We start from the raw sequence: 20158 nt of genomic DNA, 5'->3' as shown, positions 1-20158 counted from the left end.
ACCTCATCCGATATAGTCGAGTCGTTTTCCGTTTCGGTACGCTTCGTCAATCGTTGCCCCACCGAGACAGACATCGCCGTCATAGAAAACGACCGCTTGTCCTGGCGTGATGGCACGTTGTGGCTCGTCAAACTTGACGAGGACCTCGCCATTTTCGAGTGGAGCGATCGTGACCGGGACATCTTGTTGGCGATAACGGAACTTCGCCGTCGCCCGGAACTCTCCTGTAAGAGCGGCTCCCGTCCATGACAGTTTCGAAGCAAGCAGCGCATCTGAATAGAGCGCGTCGTGATGGAATCCTTGTCCGACGAACAAGACGTTGTTCTCGACATCTTTCCCGACGACGAACCAAGGATCACCGTCGCCACCGATTCCGAGACCGTGACGTTGTCCGAGTGTATAATACATCAACCCGTCGTGACGTCCTTTGACGACGCCATCGAGCGTCCGCATTTCACCAGGCTGTGATGGAAGGTATTCCGACAAGAATTCTTTAAAGTTCCGTTCACCGATAAAGCAGATTCCCGTCGAATCTTTCTTCTTCGCCGTCGCGAGTCCTGCCTCTTCGGCAATCGCACGTACATCTTTCTTGTCCATATGACCAATCGGGAACATCGTCCGCGCGAGCTGGTCTTGTGACAATTGGTTCAAGAAATACGTTTGGTCTTTGTTATCGTCTTTTCCTCGTAACAAACGATGCTCACCATCAACATATTTCACTTGCGCATAGTGTCCGGTCGCTACAAAATCGGCACCGAGTCGAAGCGCATGGTCGAGGAATGCTTTGAATTTGATTTCTTTGTTACACATGACGTCCGGGTTCGGCGTCCGACCGAGACGATATTCCGCTAAGAAATATTCAAAGACGCGGTCCCAATATTCTTTTTCAAAGTTGACCGCATAGTAAGGAATCCCGATTTGGTTCGCCACGGCGATGACATCTTCATAGTCCTCTGTCGCCGTACACACACCGTTCTCGTCCGTGTCATCCCAGTTTTTCATAAAAATTCCGATGACGTTATACCCTTGTTCTTTTAACACATGGGCCGTCACCGATGAATCGACGCCACCTGACATCCCGACGACGACCGTCGTCTCTTCAGGGGCTTTCGTGCGTAAATTCATCTATCTCACTCCGTTCATAAATGTCGAGACGACTTCTTCTAGTCGCTCCGCGAGCCGTTTCGCGTCCTCGACCGAGTTACCGTGGCCAAAACTGATTCGAACAGACTGACGCGTCCGCTCTGAATCCCCGTACATCGCCGACAATACATGGGACGGTTCGACCGACCCCGCCGTGCAGGCGCTCCCGCTCGAAATCGCCATGCCCCGCATATCCATCATGATGAGGAAAGGTTCAAGGTCAATTCCAGGGAGGTATAGGTTCACGATGTGAGGTAAACGATTCGACCCGTTCACCTCATAAGTTACGCCTAGTTCGTCAAGACGTTGACGCAGTGCCAAATCGAGCGAAGCATAGAGAGTCACTCGGTCCTCACGCTCTGCCATGACGAGTTCAGCTGCTTTTTGGAATCCGACGGCACCCGGAACATTTTCCGTGCCGGCTCGACGTTTACGTTCTTGTTGTCCACCAAAAGAACGTGACGCTAATTTTACACCTGTTTTCATGAAAAGAAAACCGATACCTTTTGGCCCATTCACTTTATGTGCGGACGCCGACAATAAATCGACATGAATACGTTTCACATCAATTTCTTCTGTACCGAGCGCTTGTACCGCATCCGTATGGAAGAGAGCCTGATGGTCTTGTAACAACTCCCCGATTTCTTGAATCGGTTGGCACGTTCCGACCTCGTTGTTGCCGTACATAACCGATACGAGAATCGTATCCTCACGTAACGCTGATCGGAACGTTTCTATATCTACAGCTCCCGACTCATCAACATCGAGATACGTGACGTCGAAGCCCTCGCGCTCAAGTTGCTCCATCGCGTGAAGAACGGCGTGATGTTCGACTTTTGTCGTGATGATATGTTTGCCTTTTTCTTGATGGGCATACGCCGCACCGAACAAAGCATAATTATCTGACTCCGTCCCACCTGACGTAAAGACGATCTCGTTCGGTGAAGCACCAATCCACTTTGCGAGGACGCGACGTGACGAATCGAGCGCCGCCCGGGCGTTACGTCCAATTCCGTGGATGCTCGACGCGTTCCCGTACGTCTCTAAAAAGTAGGGTGTCATCGCTTCGAGGACTTCTGGTCGCATCGGTGTCGTCGCAGCGTGATCAAAATAGTTCATCTAAAGTCACCTCATTATTAAATATAAAACATGTAGCCGTCTGACTCTTCCTCAGCGAGGTCAGCGAGTGTCGTTTCATCAAGGACGGTATCAATTGCTTCTTTGATTTTATCCCAAAGCTTCCGTTTCACCGCATCATCTGCTTCAGATTCTTCGACGATGGCCAGCGGTCCTTCGAGCAAGCGAATGATTTCACCCGCTGTCACTTCTTCTGGCGGTTTGACGAGCTGATAGCCGCCATACGCACCACGCACGCTCTTGACGAGTCCACCGTTACGGAGTGGGCCGATTAATTGCTCTAAGTAATGCTCTGGCAATTCATGTCGTGCCGCAATCTTTTTTAAACTGAGCGGTTTGTTATCAGTCTCGCGTGCCAACGCAATCATAATCGTCAAGCCATAACGGCCTTTAGTAGATATTTTCATCTTCAAGTCTCCTTCTGTTATACTAATCGAACAAACGTTTGTCGAAAGGAATGGTTACGTATGCCTGATTTATTTCATCAATCGAATGGCGGACCGCTCGCCAATCGGATGCGCCCCGAAACATTAGATGACGTTATCGGACAGCGCCATATCATCGGCGAGGGCAAGCTACTTCGTCGTGCCATCGAAGCCGATCGACTCGGTACGATTATCCTATATGGTCCACCTGGCACCGGTAAGACGACACTTGCCCGTGTTATTTCGAATTACACGAAAGCGACATTCGTCCAATTGAACGCCGTCACAGCAAAACTCGATGAATTGCGGAACGTCATTCGTGAAGCGGAGTCCCGCTTCGACTATGAAGACGAACGGACGATTCTCTTTTTAGATGAGATCCACCGGTTCAATAAGCTCCAACAAGACGCACTCCTTCCTGCCCTTGAGTCTGGAAAGCTCGTCCTCATCGGAGCGACGACAGAAAACCCGAGTTTTGAAGTAAACGCCGCACTCCTGTCACGCGCGACCGTGTTTCGACTCGAGCCACCTGGTGCTGAAGAGTTACGTGCCGTCCTTGAGCGGGCGCTACACGACTCACGTGGTCTCGGAAATTATCCGGTCAAAATGGATGAAGCTGCTGCAGACCATTATATCAAAATGGCGGGTGGTGACTACCGTGTCCTGTTGAACGCACTCGAACTCGCCGTCTTGACAACGCCTGAGGTGGACGGAGAGATTCATATCACGCTAGAGGTCGCGGAAGAGTCGATTCAACAGAAGTCAATCAAATACGATAAGACGGGCGACCGACATTACGATGTCATTTCGGCGTTCATCAAATCGATTCGGGGGTCTGACCCGGATGCCGCGCTATACTGGCTAGCCGTCATGATTGAGGCTGGCGAATCTCCGCGATTCATCATGCGTCGTTTATACGTCCATGCCGCCGAAGATATCGGAATGAGCGACCCGAACGCACTTCTCATCGTCGATGCAGCAGCACGAGCGAGCGAGTACATCGGTTTTCCAGAAGCTCGCATCCCAATCGCAGAAGCCGTTCTCTATTTGGCAACCGCTCCAAAATCAAATGCGGTCATCACCGCCATCGACAAGGCGCTTCACCACGTCCGCACAGTCGAGGGAGGCCCTGTGCCCGTACATCTCCGGGATGCCCATAGTCCAGGAGCACGTGAACTCGGGAACGGGGTCGGATACAAGTATCCACATGACGAAAAAGACGGGTTCGTCCCTCAAAACTATTGGCCAGAAAACTTGGCTAGAAAACGACCAAATTACTATAAACCGACGCCACGTGGATTCGAGCAACAAATCCAAAAACGGCTCGATTATTGGGAAAAACGACGCGACTCGAAATGAGCCAGCGTCGTTTTATTTTTGGATGCGGTTGATTTCGACGCCCGCTTGTTCGAGCAAGTCATTGATGACGTATCCTGCAGCGACAAGTCCTGCAACCGATGGGACGAACGCGTTCGAGCTCGGTGGCATCTTCGCTTTACGGATCGGGGCATCTTTCTTCCCGACGACCTCGTTCACGTCTTCGCGTGTCACGATTGGAGATTCGTCCGAGAAGACGACCGGGACGCCTTTGTAGATTTTCTCTTTACGTAGACGAGTACGGACCATCTTCGCAATCGGGTCATATGACGTATCTTTAATGTCGACGACCTTGATGCGTGTCGGATCCATCTTATTCGCCATCCCCATGCTTGAGATGACCGGGATGCCGCGACGCTTACATTCTACGATTAAATGAATCTTATAGATGATCGTGTCTGACGCATCGATGACGTAGTCGATGTTTTGAGCGAAGAACTCTTCATATGTCTCTTCTGTATAGAACATCTTCAATTGGACGAGGTCTAAGTCCGGGTTGATGTCAAGGAGACGTTTCCCCATCGCTTCGACTTTCGGTTGACCGACCGTCGACAATAGTGCGTGGATTTGTCGGTTGACGTTCGTGATGTCGATATCATCTTTATCGACGAGGACGATGCGTCCGACGCCACTGCGCGCAAGTGCCTCTGCCGCAAATGAGCCGACACCGCCGACGCCTAAAATCGCGACCGTTTTATTCTTTAAAGCATCAAGGCCTTCAGAGCCGATGGCCAATTCATTACGTGAAAACTGGTGTAACATATTTCTTCCTCCAACTAATCCTATTTTCTCATACTATTTTACTCGGAATTATATTCAAAAAAAAGACGTCTCGCGACGTATTTACAAAAAAATCGATGGGGCCCGGAGTGCCGTGACGATGCCTTGCTTTTGAACCTGCGTATGCAGGTGGGTGACCTAGCGTTTCCTTCACAAGTCCTCCTGCACGTGATGAGGCAGTTGATCTGGTTAGCAGTTCGGTCTCCCGTATTCAAAGTGTTGGCTCAAAATAACGAAGGCGGCTCTCGTACACCTCAGGTATCCCATCTGTTGATTTAACTATAGCGCTTCTGTAAAAAGAAGTCAATGAGAAACGCCGACTTCACGTGACAGTTTGGTCACAACCATTTGTTACGAAACGCACGGTCCGGGTCATACGTGAACTGTTGACGCTCGATGTTGAAACGGCGGTCGCGCGAGTCGTTCCCGACACCCGCCTGGTACGCCCAATTCCCCCAATTGCTCGCCACGTCGTAATCGATTAGTTTCGATTCAAAGTAGGAAGCCCCGTAACGCCAATCTTGTTTTAACTCTTTTGAAAAATAATTCGCCACGATTTGTCGCCCCCGATTGGACATCCATCCCGTCGCATTCAGTTCGCGCATAAACGCATCTACGAAATCAACACCCGTCTCTCCCTTTCGCCATTTTTCAATGACATCCGCCTCGACTCGCCAGTCTTTCCGTTTCGACCGGATGCCTTGTGATCGAAATAATTTTTTCCCTTGCTCGAGTGCGACCCATTGAAAGAACTCACGCCATAATAGTTCAAAGTACAGCCAGTACGTTGATTCATTTACCCCATGCGTTCGTTCATGTGCCTCGAGTTCAAAGAATACCCGTCGAGGTGATAACGAGCCGTTCGCTAAATAAGAAGATAGCTTCGTCGAGTCATCGACACCAAAACCATTTCTCGTTTCTTTGTACGTTCGAATCGGCACGGACAAATAGTCATTCAATCGACGCTTCGCTGCCAATTCGCCACTTTTGAACGGAAACGCCGTCCTTGAGTCTTGCTTTACTTCTTGAAACAAAAATGGGAACGTCACCTCGCGTGTGGCAGCCGTCGCCTTACGGGAAATCAGTTCTCGGGGACGTACATCATATTCGACCGCTTTTCGAAACTCCGTGAAGAGAAACGGCATTTTCTCGAACGGGATATCGCCCTCTTCAAATAACGTGAATCCACCGAACGTCTCGTACTCCCCTTTCCATTTTTTGATCACTTCATTTTCACGTCGGCGCTCATTGTATCCGACTGCCCGCTGAAACAAGAGACGGTCGGACGGGTTGAGCGTTTCGAGCGGATGACCGACGTGCACGTGAAATGAGATACCAAGTGCGTCGAGTGAACCGGCCACATCCTCTAATGACTCCTTCAAGAAATGAAGTCGCTCCTTCCCAAGTGGAATGACGCCATAACGATTTTCAACGAACTGATTCGGACTGATAAAAAAATGACCTTCGATCGGATCGTCATGGCGAAGTGCCTCTTCAAGCGGTAAATGATCATCAATACGTAAATCATTTTGGTACCATATGATTGTTTTCATCATTAGACCTCCTCCACCCTATAGTATGATGGGTTATAATCTTTGTCATGAAGATGGAATGTGCTCGAGATATGTTTTCAAAATCAAATTGTGTGGAATATATTCTTCTAGAAGAGAAAGGGGTGCAACATAATGGCTAAGAAAGGCAAAATGGGAACATTGATTAAAATCGCGACGGCGGTCGCACCGTTCGTCTACGATTACTATAAAAAGAACAAAGCAAAGAAATCACCGAAGAAATAACACTCACGTCTCAGCCAATAAGCTGAGACGTTTTTTTTATGTTTTTCAATCGCCTGTGCTAAGATAAATCAATCATTCTATTGAAACGAGGCGATGTTCGTGCACGTCCGATCTATCCACCTTTTACGCATTCTCTTCAAATGGGGTCTCTTCATGACCGGGTTGTTCTTACTCGCGCTCGGTTCATCTATCATGATCACGGCAAATCTCGGGGTTTCCACGTGGGACGTCCTTCATATCGGTATCGCTCACCATCTTCCGATTTCAATCGGGACGGTGATTTTATGCGTCGGTCTTTTACTCGTTCTATTTAAATACATACTCGACCGCATCCGTCCTCAGTTCGGAACTCTAGTTAACGCGGTGTTCGTCGGGGTGTTCATGAACGTGATATTAAATGAGCAATGGCTCCCTGTTTTCGAAGGGATGATTGTGAATATTGTTTGGCTCACATTCGGCATATTTGTGATGGGCATGGGAGCTGGTCTCTATGTCGCCGTCGGGTACGGTGCAGGTCCACGCGATGGATTGACACTTGCCTTAGCAGACCGTTTCCAAACGTCCGTCCGTGCCATGAGGACTTGGATGGAACTGACCGCTTGTCTCATCGGTTGGGCACTCGGCGGGCCACTTTTCTTCGGGACCGTCTTATCGATTTTCCTCATCGGTCCGTTCTTCCAGTTTTGGCTAGAACGGTTCCGCCTGTTCATCGCCTATGTCGATCGTCTCAAAGTAAAATTCGCATGAAAAAGAGAGGAGATCTCCTCTCTTTTTATGTGTTCGGAATGAGCACAATCTTTCCGAACTTACCCGATTGTTTAAAATACGCCTGTGCCTCACGTGCCTCTTCAAGCGAGAACGTCCGGTCAATGACCGGTTTTAGCTTCCCTTCGGCAATCGAGCGCAACATCTCCGCGAATTCATATCGTGTCCCGAGAACAGACCCGTACATCGCGATATGTTTCAAGTACAGCTTCCGGAAGTCGAGATGGGTCGTCTGTCCTCCCGCCGAACCAGAGATACAGAACTTCCCTCCCTTTTTCAAGATGTTTAGAGATACATCAAATAGCGCATCTCCCACGACATCGAGGACCGCGTCGACCGGGCCACCGTTCGCAGCGATGATATCATCGGCGAGCGTCTCAGAACGGTAGGAAAACACTTCGGTCGCCCCAAGCGCTTTTAACTCTTGCTCGTTTTTCAAATCACCGACGATAGCGAACACATTCGCCCCGAATACGTTCGCCGCAATTTGGATGTTGAGTGAGCCGACCCCGCCACTTGCCCCAGTGACGACAATCGTCTCACCGGAACGGATGTGTAACTGCTCGTTCATATGCCAAGCCGTGAGACCACTTACGGAAAAGACTGCACTCTCGACGAAATCATCAAGCGGCATGTCAAAACAAAGGTCAGCCGGCCATGATACATACTCCGCGTAGCCCCCGTCATACTCTGATCCAATAAAGGACATATCGTCCGACAAGTGTTCCTTCCGCTCAGGTCCGCTCGAGGTGAACGGGAATAAGACGACGTGTCGACCCATCATCCCTTGGTCGACCCCATCTCCGAGCTCGACGACTTCACCAGTGATGTCTGAACCGGGAATGCGTGGGAACTGGACGCCTTCCGGGCGCCATCCTGACTTCTCCCCAGTTCCATAAGCCCCTTCTCGCATCCATATTTCCGTATTGTTAATCGCGCAGGCGCGTACCTTGATCAGCACTTCTCCTGCTTTCGGAGACGGTTTCGGGATATCAACCACTTGGAGTTGGTCAACGTCCCCATATCCTACGACTTGTACAGCTTTCATGGTATTTTGCCTCCTTCGCTTTCGTTCATCCATAAGTATTTACCCACGAAATGCTGTTATCACGCCAAAAAAGGGCCGCCCTTTATCAGGCAGCCCTCGATTTATAGTTGTTGACGTTGTAACAGGTTCGTGAAGACGCCACCTTTTTGACTGAGTTCTTCGTGCGTTCCATCTTCTACGATTCCTTCTGCCGTCACGACAAGAATCCGGTCGGCATTCCTTACAGTCGCTAAACGGTGCGCGATGATGAGCGTCGTTCGATTTGCTGCCAGTTCATTTAATGAATCCTGAATGATGGCCTCGGTCTCCGTATCGAGCGCCGAGGTCGCCTCATCGAGTATTAAAATCGGCGGATTTTTCAAAAATATACGCGCAATGGCGATGCGTTGTTTCTGACCTCCGGAGAGTTTTAGTCCACGCTCTCCGATTTGTGTATCAAGACCGTGCTCGAGCTCTTCGACGAGCGTGCCGAGATGTGCTTTTTCCACCGCATGCATGATCTCTGCATCGGTCGCATCCAGTTTCCCGTAAGCAATGTTCTCCCGTAGCGTACCCGCAAATAAGAAGACATCTTGTTGCACAATTCCGATTTGACGACGTAAACTCTCTTTCGTCATGTTCCGGATATCCATGCCGTCAATCGAGATGGCACCCTTTGTGACGTCATAAAAACGCGGAATGAGTGAACAGATGGTTGTCTTTCCAGCCCCGCTCGTCCCGACTAAGGCAACAGTCGTCCCTGCCTCGATCGACAAGTCAATATCTGTCAACACTTGGCGGTAGTCTGAATAGCCGAATGAGACGTCATCGAAGACGATATCGCCTGTCAACGTTTCGACCTCGGTCGCATCCGCTCGGTTCTCAATGTCCGGCTCTTCATCAAGCAACTGCGTGAATCGTTTGAACCCTGCCATCCCTTTCGGATACATCTCGAGGAGCGCCGTGATCTTTTCAATCGGCTTAATGAGTAAATTCATGTACAAGATGAAGCCGACGAGTTGTCCGTACGATAGTTGTCCTTCATACGTCAAGTACGCCCCGTATACAAGGACGAGCAACGTCATAAGACGCGTCGTGATATAGATACCTGCGAGTGACGTACTCATGACGCGATACGCTTCAATCTTCGAGCCGCGATAGAAGTTGTTGTCTTTTTGGAAACGCCCGATTTCGAACGCCTCGTTCGTAAACGATTGGACGACGCGTGCCCCGGACACACTGTCCTCGACGCGCGCGTTCACTTCCCCGATATTCGTGTACATCTTTTGCCACGCCTTGTTCATGTTCTTATTCGCATACGTGATCATGATGATGAGGAACGGTACTGCGACAACGGTGACGAGTGCGAGTTCTGGATCGATCGAGAACATGATCCCGAACGCACCGAGTAACGTCATGATGGCGATAAAGAAGTCTTCCGGCCCATGGTGCGCCACTTCCCCGATATCGAACAAGTCGTTCGTGACCCGGCTCATCAAATGGCCGGTCTTATGATTGTCAAAGAAGCGGAACGACTGTTTATGGATATGCGTGAACAACTCTTCCCGCATGTCCGTCTCGATGTTGATGCCGAGCTTATGTCCCCAGTAGTTGACGACGTACTGCATCATCATGGCCAATATGTATAGAATCAACAGGCCGATGCTGACAATGATAATCCAGTTCCATTCCCCACCCGGCAACAAGTCGTCGATGAACCATTGAACGGCAAGCGGAAATCCAAGTTCAAGCAGTCCGACGAGAATTGCGAATGAAAAATCGAGTAGGAATAACTTTTTATGTGGTCGATAATAACTAAAAAAACGTGAAATCATTCTCTCTTCCCCCTTCTCTTCATTTAGTGTACGCTTTTTTCCGAAAGGTGGAAAACAGGATGCATCCCTTTTTCATTCTTTTTTCAAACGGCGTATAATAAAAGTAAGGAGTGATACACATGCATGTACACATTACAGATCGTGCCCTCGAACGAATCGAGTCATTGAAAGGCGAACGCGAAGGACAGATGCACCTCTTTTACGAGACAGAAGGTTGTGGTTGTGGGAACAGCGGAATCTTTGAGATTCGATACGTAACCGAGACGACTCCGGAAGACGTTGAAATCGAATCAAACATCGGACCAATCTTAATCAAAAACTGGACAGAAGTGTTTTTAGATGAACAGATGAAAATCGATTTCCTCGAAGACCGTCGTACGCTCGTCTTGAAGAGTGACGGCCAAGTGTTCAATTCGAATCTACTCGTGACGGACGGCACAGGATGTCAGTTGAACGTTCCGAGCCGATGAAACAGACACTGAAACAACATCCGAGACTCCTCATTCTCTTTTTCGTGAGTTTCGGTCTCGGACTACTTGGAATCTATCTGGCGTTTATCGATTCGGTCTATACGATGTCCGCAGTCATCGCCTCGCTGTTTGCGTTTGGTTTCGCGTTGCAGCGAACAGCGAAATATATGCAGCGAGAAGAGGATAAACGTTAACAAGAGGATGTGTTCCAATTAAATATCTACCATCTCGTGTTGAATCCAAAATCCGTTTCACACATACAAAAAACGAGGATTGCCATGGCAACCCTCGTTTTTTTATGCTTATTTTTTCTCTTTTATTGCCGTACGAATCGATAACTCTTCGAGTTGCGCGTCCGCGACAGGGCTCGGTGCTTGCGTCAAGAGACAGCTTGCCGAAGCCGTTTTCGGGAAGGCGATTGTGTCGCGAAGGTTCGAACGACCTGCAAGAATCATGACGAGACGGTCGAGACCGAGTGCGATTCCCGCATGTGGCGGTGTACCGTATTCGAACGCTTCAAGCAAGAAGCCGAACTGTTCAACCGCTTCTTCTTGTGTGAAACCAAGCAATTTGAACATGCGCTCTTGAATGTCACGCTCATAAATACGCTGTGAACCGCCACCGAGTTCGTAACCGTTCAAGACGAGGTCATACGCAACCGCGCGTACACTTGCCGGATCTGTCTCGAGAAGATGGAGGTCTTCACGGTTTGGCATCGTGAACGGATGGTGGTTCGCATAGAAGCGACCGTCTTCTTCTTCAAACGTTACGAGTGGGAAGTCCGTTACCCAAAGGAAGTTGAACTTCGATTCGTCGATGAGACCAAGTTCGTGACCGAGCTTGACGCGGAGTGCGCCAAGGCTGTCTGCAACGACAGTTGGTTTCGATGCGACGAAGAGAAGAAGGTCACCTGCTTCTGCATCTGTGGCTTCAATTAGCTTCTGTGCGTATGTCTCATCAAAGAACTTCGCGATTGGACCGTTCAAGCCTTCCGCTGTCACTTTGAGCCATGCGAGACCTTTCGCACCGTACACCGCCGTGAACTCTTGAAGCTTGTCGATGTCTTTACGTGAGAAGTTGTCCGCCTCACCTTTGACGTTGATCGCCTTGACTTGCCCGTTTGATTCGAGTGCTGCATCGAACACTTTAAAGCCAGCACCTTTCACAGCGTCTGCCACGTCGATGAGTTCGAGACCGAAGCGCGTGTCCGGCTTATCCGAACCAAAACGACGCATCGCTTCCGCGTGTGTCATCCGCTCGAACTTCGCTGGTGTGTCCGTACGACCGAGCGTCGATTCCATGACTTGTCCCATCATCGATTCCATCATCGCCATCAAGTCTTCGATGTCCATGAAGCTCGTTTCGATGTCGACTTGTGTGAATTCAGGTTGACGGTCTGCACGAAGGTCCTCGTCACGGAAGCAGCGTGCGATTTGGAAGTAACGGTCAAATCCTGCGACCATGAGCAACTGTTTGAAGAGCTGTGGTGATTGTGGAAGTGCATAGAACTCACCACCGTGGACACGGCTCGGTACGAGATAGTCACGTGCGCCTTCTGGCGTCGACTTCGTCAAAATCGGTGTTTCGACTTCAAGGAACTCTTGCTCCGTCAAGAAGTTACGAATCGTGTTCGACGTTTTCGAGCGGAGACGGAACGTCTCTTGGAGCGCCGGACGACGAAGGTCGAGGTAACGGTATTTGAGACGCAGGTCTTCTGAAACGTTTTCCGCTTCGTCACCGATTGGGATTGGTGTCATCTTCGCAGCGTTTAAGATGTTGATCTCTGAAGCGATGACTTCGATATTTCCTGTCGGCATGTTCGGGTTCTTGTTCTCACGCTCGAGAACCGTCCCTTTCACGTCGAGGACGAACTCACTACGAATCGTCTCCGCGAGTTGGTGGACCGCTTCGTTCTCTGGGCGAACGACGACTTGGACGATCCCTGTACGGTCACGAAGATCGATGAAGATGAGACCTCCGAGGTCACGACGTTTTTGTACCCATCCTTTTAATTGTACTTCCTGGCCGATGAGTGACTCTGTCACGCGGCCGTTCATATGTGTGCGTCCGATCATTGTCCTGCTCCTTCCGATAGTTCACGAATTTTGTCTGCGACGGCCGAGAGTGGCACGTCGACTTGTTCACCAGTCGTCATATCTTTCAAGGCGGCTGACCCTCGTTCGACTTCGTCATCCCCTAAGATGACTGTGAACTTGGCTTTCAGACGGTCCGCCTGTTTGAATTGTCCTTTGAACTTGCGTCCTTGGTAATCACGGTCTGCTTTGAACCCTTCCATGCGGAAGAGTTGTAGGAGGCGTGTCGCCGTCAATTCGACTTCTTTTCCGCCTTGGGCGACGATGAAGACATCAAGTCCTGTCTCAAGTTCAGGTAGGACTCCTTCATTCTCTAATGCGAGGATGAGACGCTCCAACCCGATTCCAAAACCGATTCCCGGCATGTCCGGTCCGCCGATATCTTGTACGAGACCGTTATAGCGTCCGCCGCCACAAAGCGTCGTGATGGCTCCGAATCCTTCTGCCTCAGACATGATTTCAAACGCAGTGTGCGTGTAGTAATCGAGTCCACGGACGAGCGTCGGGTCGACTTCATAGGCGACACCAAGTGCATCGAGTTGTGCGAGCACTTGGTCGAAATAGGCCTTCGACTCTTCGTTCAAATATTCAAGAATCGACGGGGCCGTCTTCATCGACGGGTGATCGCGGTCGACCTTACAATCCAAGATGCGAAGCGGATTCTTATACAGGCGTGACTGACAGTCTTGGCAAAGTTCGCCTGCCACCGGCTCAAAGTGACGGATGAGCGCATCGCGGTGGGCGTTGCGGCTTTCCGCGTCCCCAAGCGAGTTGACGACGACTTTGATTTTCTGAAGTCCGAATGACTTGTAAATCGAATAGGCGAGGCTGATGACCTCAGCGTCAACGGCCGGGTCACTACTACCGATTGCTTCGACACCGTATTGGTGAAGCTGACGGAAGCGACCTTTTTGTGGACGCTCGTAGCGGAACATTGGTCCCATGTAGTAGAGCTTGGTCGGCTGGTCCGGATTTCCGAACAGTTTGTTCGTCACGAACGCACGAACGACAGATGCCGTTCCTTCTGGGCGAAGCGTGTACTCGTCTTTCCCTTTCTTCACGAGCGTGAACATCTCTTTTTGGACGATGTCCGTCGTTTCCCCGACACTGCGTGTGAACAGGTTCGTCGTTTCAAAGATTGGTGTGCGAATCTCTTTATAGTTATAACGGGCGCTCATGTCGCGAAGCTTTTCTTCGACATATTGCCACGTCTCGACCGTGCCCGGAAGCAGGTCTTGTGTACCGCGTGGTGCTTTCATCATCACATTTCCCTCCTTAAAAATACAAAAAGGCCCTCGTCCGCAAAGGGACGAGAGCCTGTGTCAGTTTCCCGTGGTACCACCCTCGTTGCAGAGCCATCACTTGAAACTCTGCCACTCGAAATCGGTTAACGCCCGATGAAACGGCTCCCCCTACTCGCTTTCAAGGGAGCACCTCCAAAGTGTCGTTCGGGTCATCATCCAGTCGATGCTTTCAGCCAAGGCATCGCTCTCTTTGCTGGTGGGTTGACCGTACTCTTCTTTATCGTAGGTGTTTGACTATATGCTTCATGATGCCGAATCAAGCCGGCATCTGTCAAGCGTTTTTTTCGAGCATGAGTGTGACCGGTCCGTCGTTGACGAGGGCGACGTCCATCATCGCTCCGAAGCGTCCCGTCTCTACGACGAGCCCATTCGACCGGAGTCGCTCATTGAATTTTTCATAAAGCGTCTCGGCCATATCCGGTTTTGCGGCCTTTGTAAAAGCAGGTCGCCGCCCTTTCATCGTGTCTCCATATAAAGTGAACTGAGAGACAGATAAAATTTGTCCGGACACGTCTTGAATCGATAAGTTCATCTTTTCTTGATCGTCCTCGAAGACGCGAAGTCCGGTCACCTTGTCGGCGAGCCAGTTCACTTCTTCTTCTGTATCTTCATGTGTCACACCGACGAGAAGCAAGTACCCGGCGTTGATTGCCCCGACGACTTCTTCCTCGACTGTGACTGATGCTTCTTTCACTCGTTGCAATAATACACGCACGTTCCTCTTCCTTTCGTCACGTCATCATGACTCGGCTGACCGAATACACGTCTGAGATTTGTTTGATGCGCTCGACGACTTTCTGCAAATGGTTCACGTTCGGAATCGAGATGGTCATCGAGATGCGGGCCTGTTTGTTTTGGTCGCCCCGACCACTGACGGCCACGATATTCGTATTCGTCGCCGATACTGCTTGAAGGACGTCGTTTAAGAGACCTGAGCGATCATATCCTGTGATTTCGATGTCGACGTTATAGTTCTTCTCTTTCGCTTGTCCGACTTCCCATTCGACGTCAAGGAGACGCTCTGGGTGTTGTTCGTTGACAATATTCAAGCAGTCTTTCCGGTGAATTGAGACACCGCGTCCACGGGTGATGTATCCGACGATTTCATCCCCCGGTACCGGGTTACAACAACGGCTCATGCGAACGAGCATGTTGTCGATGCCTTTGACCGTCACGCCCGCTTCCGTCGTTTTCTTCTTCGGTGCCTGACTGACTTTCAATTCGCTGATGGCTTCCGACAGTTCGAGTTTCGGTTCTTTCCGCTGCTTCTCCGTCAACTTATGTGCGACTTGTGCGGCAGTGATGCCTTGATAACCGACAGCGGCGTACATCTCTTCCTCGTTCCCGAAGTTGAACTTCTCTACGACGATACTGAGTGCAGGTTCATCGATAATCTCTTTCGGTTCAAAACCAAGTTTCTTAATTTCTGCTTCGACGAGATCTTTCCCTTTTTCAACGTTTTCTTCACGTTGCTGACGTTTGAACCATTGACGAATCTTGTTCTTCGCCTGACTTGAAACAGCGAGCTTCAACCAATCCTTACTCGGTCCGTAACTATGCTTCGACGTGATGATTTCGATGATGTCACCAGTCTCGAGTTTGTAGTCGAGCGGTACCATCCGGCCGTTCACTTTCGCACCCGTCATCCGGTGCCCGATCTCCGTATGAATCCGGTACGCATAGTCAATCGGGACTGAGCCCTTCGGCAACTCGAATACGTCTCCTTTTGGTGTGAAGACGTACAGCATGTCGCTAAAGAAATCGACTTTGAGGGATTCCATGAATTCCTCGGCATCCGTCGTATCCTTTTGAAGTTCAAGAATCTCACGAAGATGGGCGATCTTCTCGTCGAATCCGTTCGTCGAGACGTTTTTCCCTTCTTTATACGCCCAGTGTGCCGCAATCCCGAACTCAGCGATGAAATGCATGTCTTTCGTCCGAATTTGGACTTCGAGCGGCTCACCTTTCGGTCCAATCACTGTCGTATGGAGCGACTGATACATGTTCGGCTTCGGCATAGCGATATAATCTTTGAAACGTCCCGGCATCGGCTTGTACTGGGTGTGGATGATTCCGAGCACGGCATAACAATCACGAATCGAATCAACGATAATGCGGACCGCCATCAAATCGTAAATTTCATTGAACTCTTTTTTATGCTTCACCATCTTGTTATAGATAGAATAGATGTGCTTCGGTCGACCGTTCACGTCGGCATCGATATGCACTTCCTCAAGAACCCTGTTCACTTCCGTGATGACAGAGGTGACGAGTGCTTCTCGTTCCGTCCGTTTCTGTTTCATCATCGAGACGATCTTGTAGTATTGCTGTGGGTTGATATAACGTAACGAAATATCCTCGAGCTCCCACTTGATTGTCGAGATCCCCATCCGGTGTGCGAGAGGCGCAAAGATTTCAAGCGTCTCTTCCGCTTTTTGGACTTGTTTCTCTTTCGGCATATGCTGCAGTGTCCGCATATTGTGGAGCCGGTCCGCAAGTTTGATCAAGATCACGCGCACGTCTTCTGCCATGGCGATAATCATCTTCCGGTGGTTTTCAGCAAGTTCTTCTTTTTTCGATTTATATTTAATCTTACCAAGTTTCGTGACGCCATCGACGAGCATGGCCACGTCTGGACCAAAATCGTCCGTCAATTGCTGTAACGAAACATCCGTATCTTCGACAACATCATGCAAGAGCGCTCCAATAATCGTTGTGGCGTCTAAGCCGATATCAACGAGAATGCCGGCCACTTGGACCGGATGGAGAATATAGGGCTCGCCCGAACGTCGGAACTGACCGGTATGATGAAGTTTTGCGTATTCGTAAGCGCGTTTCACTTCGGCTATATCGTCGTCACCCATATACTCCCCGAGCGCGTCGAGAAGATCCTCAATACTTACGATTTGTTTTTTGGTCATAACATTCGACACCCTTTTTCTAACCGCTCCAATCGCCTCGGATTCGTCGCAGCATGGTAGTAGTTTGTATTCAAGATTCTGTGATTTTTATAACCATTATCGAAAAAATCTGACGACCTGTCAAAGGTTGTAGGTTATTTTCCTTAAAAACTATTCAAAAACGGGAAGCATATCGCTTCCCGTTCAAATTAGTCTTCGTAGCGGATGAGTGAGAACACGTCGTATCCTTCAAGACGCTCACGTCCACCAAGTCCATCGAGTTCGATCAAGAACCCGATTCCTGCCACAACACCACCGAGTTGTTCAATCATTTTAATCGTTGCTTCAATCGTACCACCTGTTGCGAGCAAGTCATCCAAGATGACGACTTGTTGTCCAGGTTTGATTGAATCTTTGTGCATCGTTAAAATGTCCGTTCCATACTCAAGACCGTATGACACTCGTACTGTCTCACGTGGTAACTTTCCTTCTTTACGTACTGGTACAAACCCGAGTTCGAGCGCATACGCTGCCGGGCAACCGACGACGAATCCGCGTGCTTCCGGACCAGCGATCAACTCCGCTCCACGTTCACGTGCATAAACGACGAGCTCATCTACTGCTTTCTTGTAGACTTCGCCATCTTGCATGAGTGACGTGATATCTTTGAAGCTGATTCCTTCCTTCGGGTAATCTGCTACTTCTTTAATATGCTGTTTGAAATCCATTTTATGTGTATGCCTCCTGCATCTTGTTCGATCGCAACGATTGTAACCGCTCTTTGAGCTCCGCCAATGACGCGTATACGAAACGCTCTTCGAGTTGTTGGCGCCCAATCCGGCGTTGATAGCACGGCGCCTCGGTCAAATCGCGTTTCGGTGCTTCTGGATTGACTCCAGGCAGTCCGTCTTCCATTGTAACAAGAAATTCGAGTTCAGAGAATACTTGATGCATAAATTGAATCGTATTTTTTGACCATTTTCGCTCTTTTGACAGACGAATCAGGTTTTCACGTAGATTTTTCCGTTCGCATGTTGCCATATGGACATAATACGTTCGGAAATCCTCACGGGACGGAAGACGTTCAAAGAACGAGTCTCCTTGACCGAAGGCACAATAAATGCGTTCAATCCCCTCATGAAGTTTTTCTGCGAGCACCTCTTCATCGTCTGGAAGATCGAGCAGAACGACGAAACGGTTGAGCGGTTCATCTCCTTCATGGAGTGGAAAATCTTCGTTCGTCCCTTGGAAAGATAAAAATGACGTCTGTTCTTTCGGCAAATCTTTCAACTCTTGCATTGATTTTTTCTTCCCACGATAGTCAAACACTTGGAAGTCATCGACCCGTAAATCTTGAATCATGAGCTGCGGTTTACGCATTCCGTTCCATTCGTTGACTTGAAGACTTCCCATCACCGAGATATGAGCCATCTTTGAAATCTCTGAAACGGCGTGCCCGAATCCAAATCCGATACCATCGAGCTCACGCTTGTCTCCGGCGAGCTGTACTTTCAAATGCGTGGCATCCCGTCCGATTTGGCGAATATCTCGCAGTTTCGCATCTGCGACGACGACACGAGGGGATGGATTCCCCATACCAAACGGCGCGAGCTTTCCGATTTCTGAGATCAAGTCGAGCGAGACGTCGTTGACGGAGAGTTTCAAGTCGACGTTCACCCGTGGCACAAACACGTCATCAGGGATAGAATCCGCTTGACGGTTCAGCCGCTCTCGTAGTTCGGCGACATGTTCCGACTGAAGGGTCATCCCGGCGGCAGCGGGGTGCCCACCAAAGTGTGGCAAAATATCTTCATTCTTCGAAAGTTCCTTGAAGAGATCAAACCCATCAATCGAACGACCCGACCCTTTCGCCTTACCCGTCTCAGGGTCATGGCAAAGGAGGATGACTGGACGATAGTACGCCTCGACGAGACGAGATGCGACAATCCCGACAACTCCAGGATTCCACTTCTCACTTGCCACGACGAGTACACGGTCCTCGGTCATCGATGCTTCGACGAGTTCTTTCGCTTCAGCAGCGATCGTCTTGACGATGTCTTGACGTTCTTTGTTTTGCTTATCAAGCTGTTTTGCGAGCTCGAGCGCTTCCTCGAAATGTTCAGCAAGGAGCATTTGTAATGCCGGCATCGCTGAATCGAGTCGACCTGCGGCATTGATGCGTGGACCGAACGCGAAACCGACCGCCTCTTCGTTCAATATGCTGTCACCGAGACCACATACTTCACGTAATGCTAGAATACCTGGACGTTTTGAAGCCTCGAGCGCGGCAATCCCCTTCTTCGCGAGCAACCGATTCTCTCCGTCGAGTGGGACGAGGTCGGCAATCGTTCCGAGGACGGCCAAATCAAGGAGTTCTTCCGGCATTCTCCCTAAAACGGCGTGCGCCACTTTGAGAGCTACTCCCGCACCGGCGAGTTTATCGTATGGATATCCCGGGTCGATATGTGGATGAATGATTGCATAGGCGTCCGGCAATGTCTCTTTCGGCTCGTGGTGGTCTGTGATGATCAAATCGACGCCAAGGTCTTTTAAGAGTGTGGCTTCTGCAATCCCAGAAATTCCACAGTCCACCGTGACGACCAAGGTGAATCCTTCGTTCGCTGCCCATTGGAACGCTTCTTTGTTCGGTCCATAACCTTCAGTGAAACGGTTCGGGATATAACACTCGGCCATGACGCCAATTTCGGTCAACGCATGCCACATGACAGATGAGGCACTGACCCCGTCGACATCATAGTCACCATAGATGAGCACCATTTCCCCATCGTCTGCTGCCCGTTTGATGCGGGTGACGACTTTCTCCATCTGTTCAAACAAATACGGGTCATGAAAGACGAGTTCATCCTCGGCATACAAGAATGCCTTGGCCGCTTCTACGTCTTGATGACCACGCTGAACGAGCAACGTCGCCAGTTGTGCTGATATATTTAATTCGTTTTGTAAACGCGTGACGTCGTCCGGATTTGTTTCCGGATAGAGCCACTGTTTTTTCGAATGGTACATGTCCTTCACTCCAATCAATTGTAGATTATAGCAGACCGCGTGAAAGATGTGCCGTCTTGACATTTGAAAAGGTCTCCCGATT

General features: G+C 49.8%; 17 protein-coding genes, 1 other RNA gene and 1 other annotated feature. Of the genes, 4 read left to right on the top strand and 14 right to left on the bottom strand.

The genetic code is table 11. The features are described 5' to 3' along the window. Nucleotides 1-3: 3 nt before the first annotated feature. Genes mnmA through cymR form a run of 3 tightly spaced genes read right to left on the bottom strand, consistent with a single transcriptional unit; the run spans nucleotide 4 to nucleotide 2687 of the window. Nucleotides 4-1125 carry a tRNA 2-thiouridine(34) synthase MnmA gene (gene mnmA / locus OKS35_RS01465; RefSeq protein ID WP_264092361.1) on the bottom strand — a complete coding sequence of 374 codons (1122 nt, stop codon included), beginning with the start codon at nucleotides 1123-1125 and terminating at the stop codon, nucleotides 4-6. Continuing rightward, nucleotides 1126-2262: a cysteine desulfurase family protein gene (locus OKS35_RS01460; protein ID WP_264092360.1), complete on the bottom strand. Its 1137-nt coding sequence runs from the start codon at nucleotides 2260-2262 to the stop codon at nucleotides 1126-1128. Between the two features lie 17 nt (nucleotides 2263-2279). After that, nucleotides 2280-2687, bottom strand: a complete 408-nt coding sequence (gene cymR, locus OKS35_RS01455) for a cysteine metabolism transcriptional regulator CymR (protein WP_074037447.1) — start codon at nucleotides 2685-2687, stop codon at nucleotides 2280-2282. 60 nt (nucleotides 2688-2747) lie between these two features. On the opposite strand from cymR, the gene OKS35_RS01450 reads away from it, so the two are divergent. Further along, nucleotides 2748-4064, top strand: a complete 1317-nt coding sequence (locus OKS35_RS01450) for a replication-associated recombination protein A (protein WP_264092359.1) — start codon at nucleotides 2748-2750, stop codon at nucleotides 4062-4064. 12 nt (nucleotides 4065-4076) lie between these two features. Here the strand turns inward: OKS35_RS01450 and OKS35_RS01445 are convergent, their stop codons facing one another. From OKS35_RS01445 to OKS35_RS01435, 3 genes are all read right to left on the bottom strand, one after another. Next, nucleotides 4077-4844 (bottom strand): ThiF family adenylyltransferase, encoded by a 768-nt coding sequence (locus OKS35_RS01445; RefSeq protein WP_159562006.1) that lies wholly within the window; start codon nucleotides 4842-4844, stop codon nucleotides 4077-4079. A 95-nt stretch (nucleotides 4845-4939) separates the two neighbouring features. Beyond that, nucleotides 4940-5126, bottom strand: a non-coding RNA gene (ssrS, locus tag OKS35_RS01440) — 6S RNA. Between the two features lie 74 nt (nucleotides 5127-5200). After that, entirely contained in the window at nucleotides 5201-6415 is a 1215-nt protein-coding gene (locus OKS35_RS01435; protein ID WP_264092358.1) for a DASH family cryptochrome, read from the bottom strand. A 336-nt stretch (nucleotides 6416-6751) separates the two neighbouring features. On the opposite strand from OKS35_RS01435, the gene OKS35_RS01430 reads away from it, so the two are divergent. Next, complete coding sequence (locus tag OKS35_RS01430; RefSeq protein ID WP_196430452.1) at nucleotides 6752-7405, top strand: YczE/YyaS/YitT family protein; 654 nt, start codon at nucleotides 6752-6754, stop codon at nucleotides 7403-7405. Nucleotides 7406-7430: 25 nt separating this feature from the next. Here the strand turns inward: OKS35_RS01430 and OKS35_RS01425 are convergent, their stop codons facing one another. Together OKS35_RS01425 and OKS35_RS01420 are read right to left on the bottom strand one after the other, a co-directional pair. Continuing rightward, a complete protein-coding gene (locus tag OKS35_RS01425; RefSeq protein WP_264092357.1) occupies nucleotides 7431-8471 on the bottom strand; it encodes an alcohol dehydrogenase family protein in 1041 nt (346 codons plus the stop codon). A 101-nt stretch (nucleotides 8472-8572) separates the two neighbouring features. After that, nucleotides 8573-10285 (bottom strand): ABC transporter ATP-binding protein, encoded by a 1713-nt coding sequence (locus OKS35_RS01420; protein WP_264092356.1) that lies wholly within the window; start codon nucleotides 10283-10285, stop codon nucleotides 8573-8575. A gap of 119 nt (nucleotides 10286-10404) precedes the next feature. On the opposite strand from OKS35_RS01420, the gene OKS35_RS01415 reads away from it, so the two are divergent. Beyond that, a complete protein-coding gene (locus tag OKS35_RS01415; RefSeq protein ID WP_264092355.1) occupies nucleotides 10405-10755 on the top strand; it encodes an iron-sulfur cluster biosynthesis family protein in 351 nt (116 codons plus the stop codon). Further along, a complete protein-coding gene (locus OKS35_RS01410; protein ID WP_143180248.1) occupies nucleotides 10728-10949 on the top strand; it encodes a hypothetical protein in 222 nt (73 codons plus the stop codon). Before OKS35_RS01415 ends, OKS35_RS01410 begins: the two co-directional genes overlap by 28 nt. 108 nt (nucleotides 10950-11057) lie before the next feature. On the opposite strand, the gene aspS is transcribed toward OKS35_RS01410, so the two are convergent. The 6 genes from aspS to recJ form a co-directional block, all read right to left on the bottom strand. Beyond that, complete coding sequence (aspS, locus tag OKS35_RS01405) at nucleotides 11058-12830, bottom strand: aspartate--tRNA ligase (RefSeq protein WP_074037459.1); 1773 nt, start codon at nucleotides 12828-12830, stop codon at nucleotides 11058-11060. Beyond that, nucleotides 12827-14107: a histidine--tRNA ligase gene (gene hisS / locus OKS35_RS01400; protein WP_251024899.1), complete on the bottom strand. Its 1281-nt coding sequence runs from the start codon at nucleotides 14105-14107 to the stop codon at nucleotides 12827-12829. The genes aspS and hisS overlap by 4 nt, the downstream gene beginning before the upstream one ends. Nucleotides 14108-14150: 43 nt before the next feature. Further along, nucleotides 14151-14385 (bottom strand) — a binding site (T-box leader). 38 nt (nucleotides 14386-14423) lie between these two features. Next, a complete protein-coding gene (gene dtd / locus OKS35_RS01395; RefSeq protein ID WP_031421442.1) occupies nucleotides 14424-14867 on the bottom strand; it encodes a D-aminoacyl-tRNA deacylase in 444 nt (147 codons plus the stop codon). A 16-nt stretch (nucleotides 14868-14883) separates the two neighbouring features. Further along, nucleotides 14884-17073 (bottom strand): RelA/SpoT family protein, encoded by a 2190-nt coding sequence (locus OKS35_RS01390; protein ID WP_264092354.1) that lies wholly within the window; start codon nucleotides 17071-17073, stop codon nucleotides 14884-14886. Between the two features lie 188 nt (nucleotides 17074-17261). Beyond that, complete coding sequence (locus OKS35_RS01385) at nucleotides 17262-17780, bottom strand: adenine phosphoribosyltransferase (RefSeq protein ID WP_074037462.1); 519 nt, start codon at nucleotides 17778-17780, stop codon at nucleotides 17262-17264. A 1-nt stretch (nucleotide 17781) separates the two neighbouring features. Beyond that, on the bottom strand, nucleotides 17782-20076 hold the full coding sequence (gene recJ, locus OKS35_RS01380; protein WP_264092353.1) for a single-stranded-DNA-specific exonuclease RecJ: 2295 nt from the start codon (nucleotides 20074-20076) through the stop codon (nucleotides 17782-17784). Between the last annotated feature and the right edge of the window lie 82 nt (nucleotides 20077-20158).

The sequence above is a fragment of the Exiguobacterium sp. N5 genome, from assembly GCF_025842465.1.
GTDB lineage: Bacteria > Bacillota > Bacilli > Exiguobacteriales > Exiguobacteriaceae > Exiguobacterium > Exiguobacterium profundum.
Note: the sequence above shows the minus strand (reverse complement) of the source record. Positions and strands in the feature narration are given on the sequence as shown.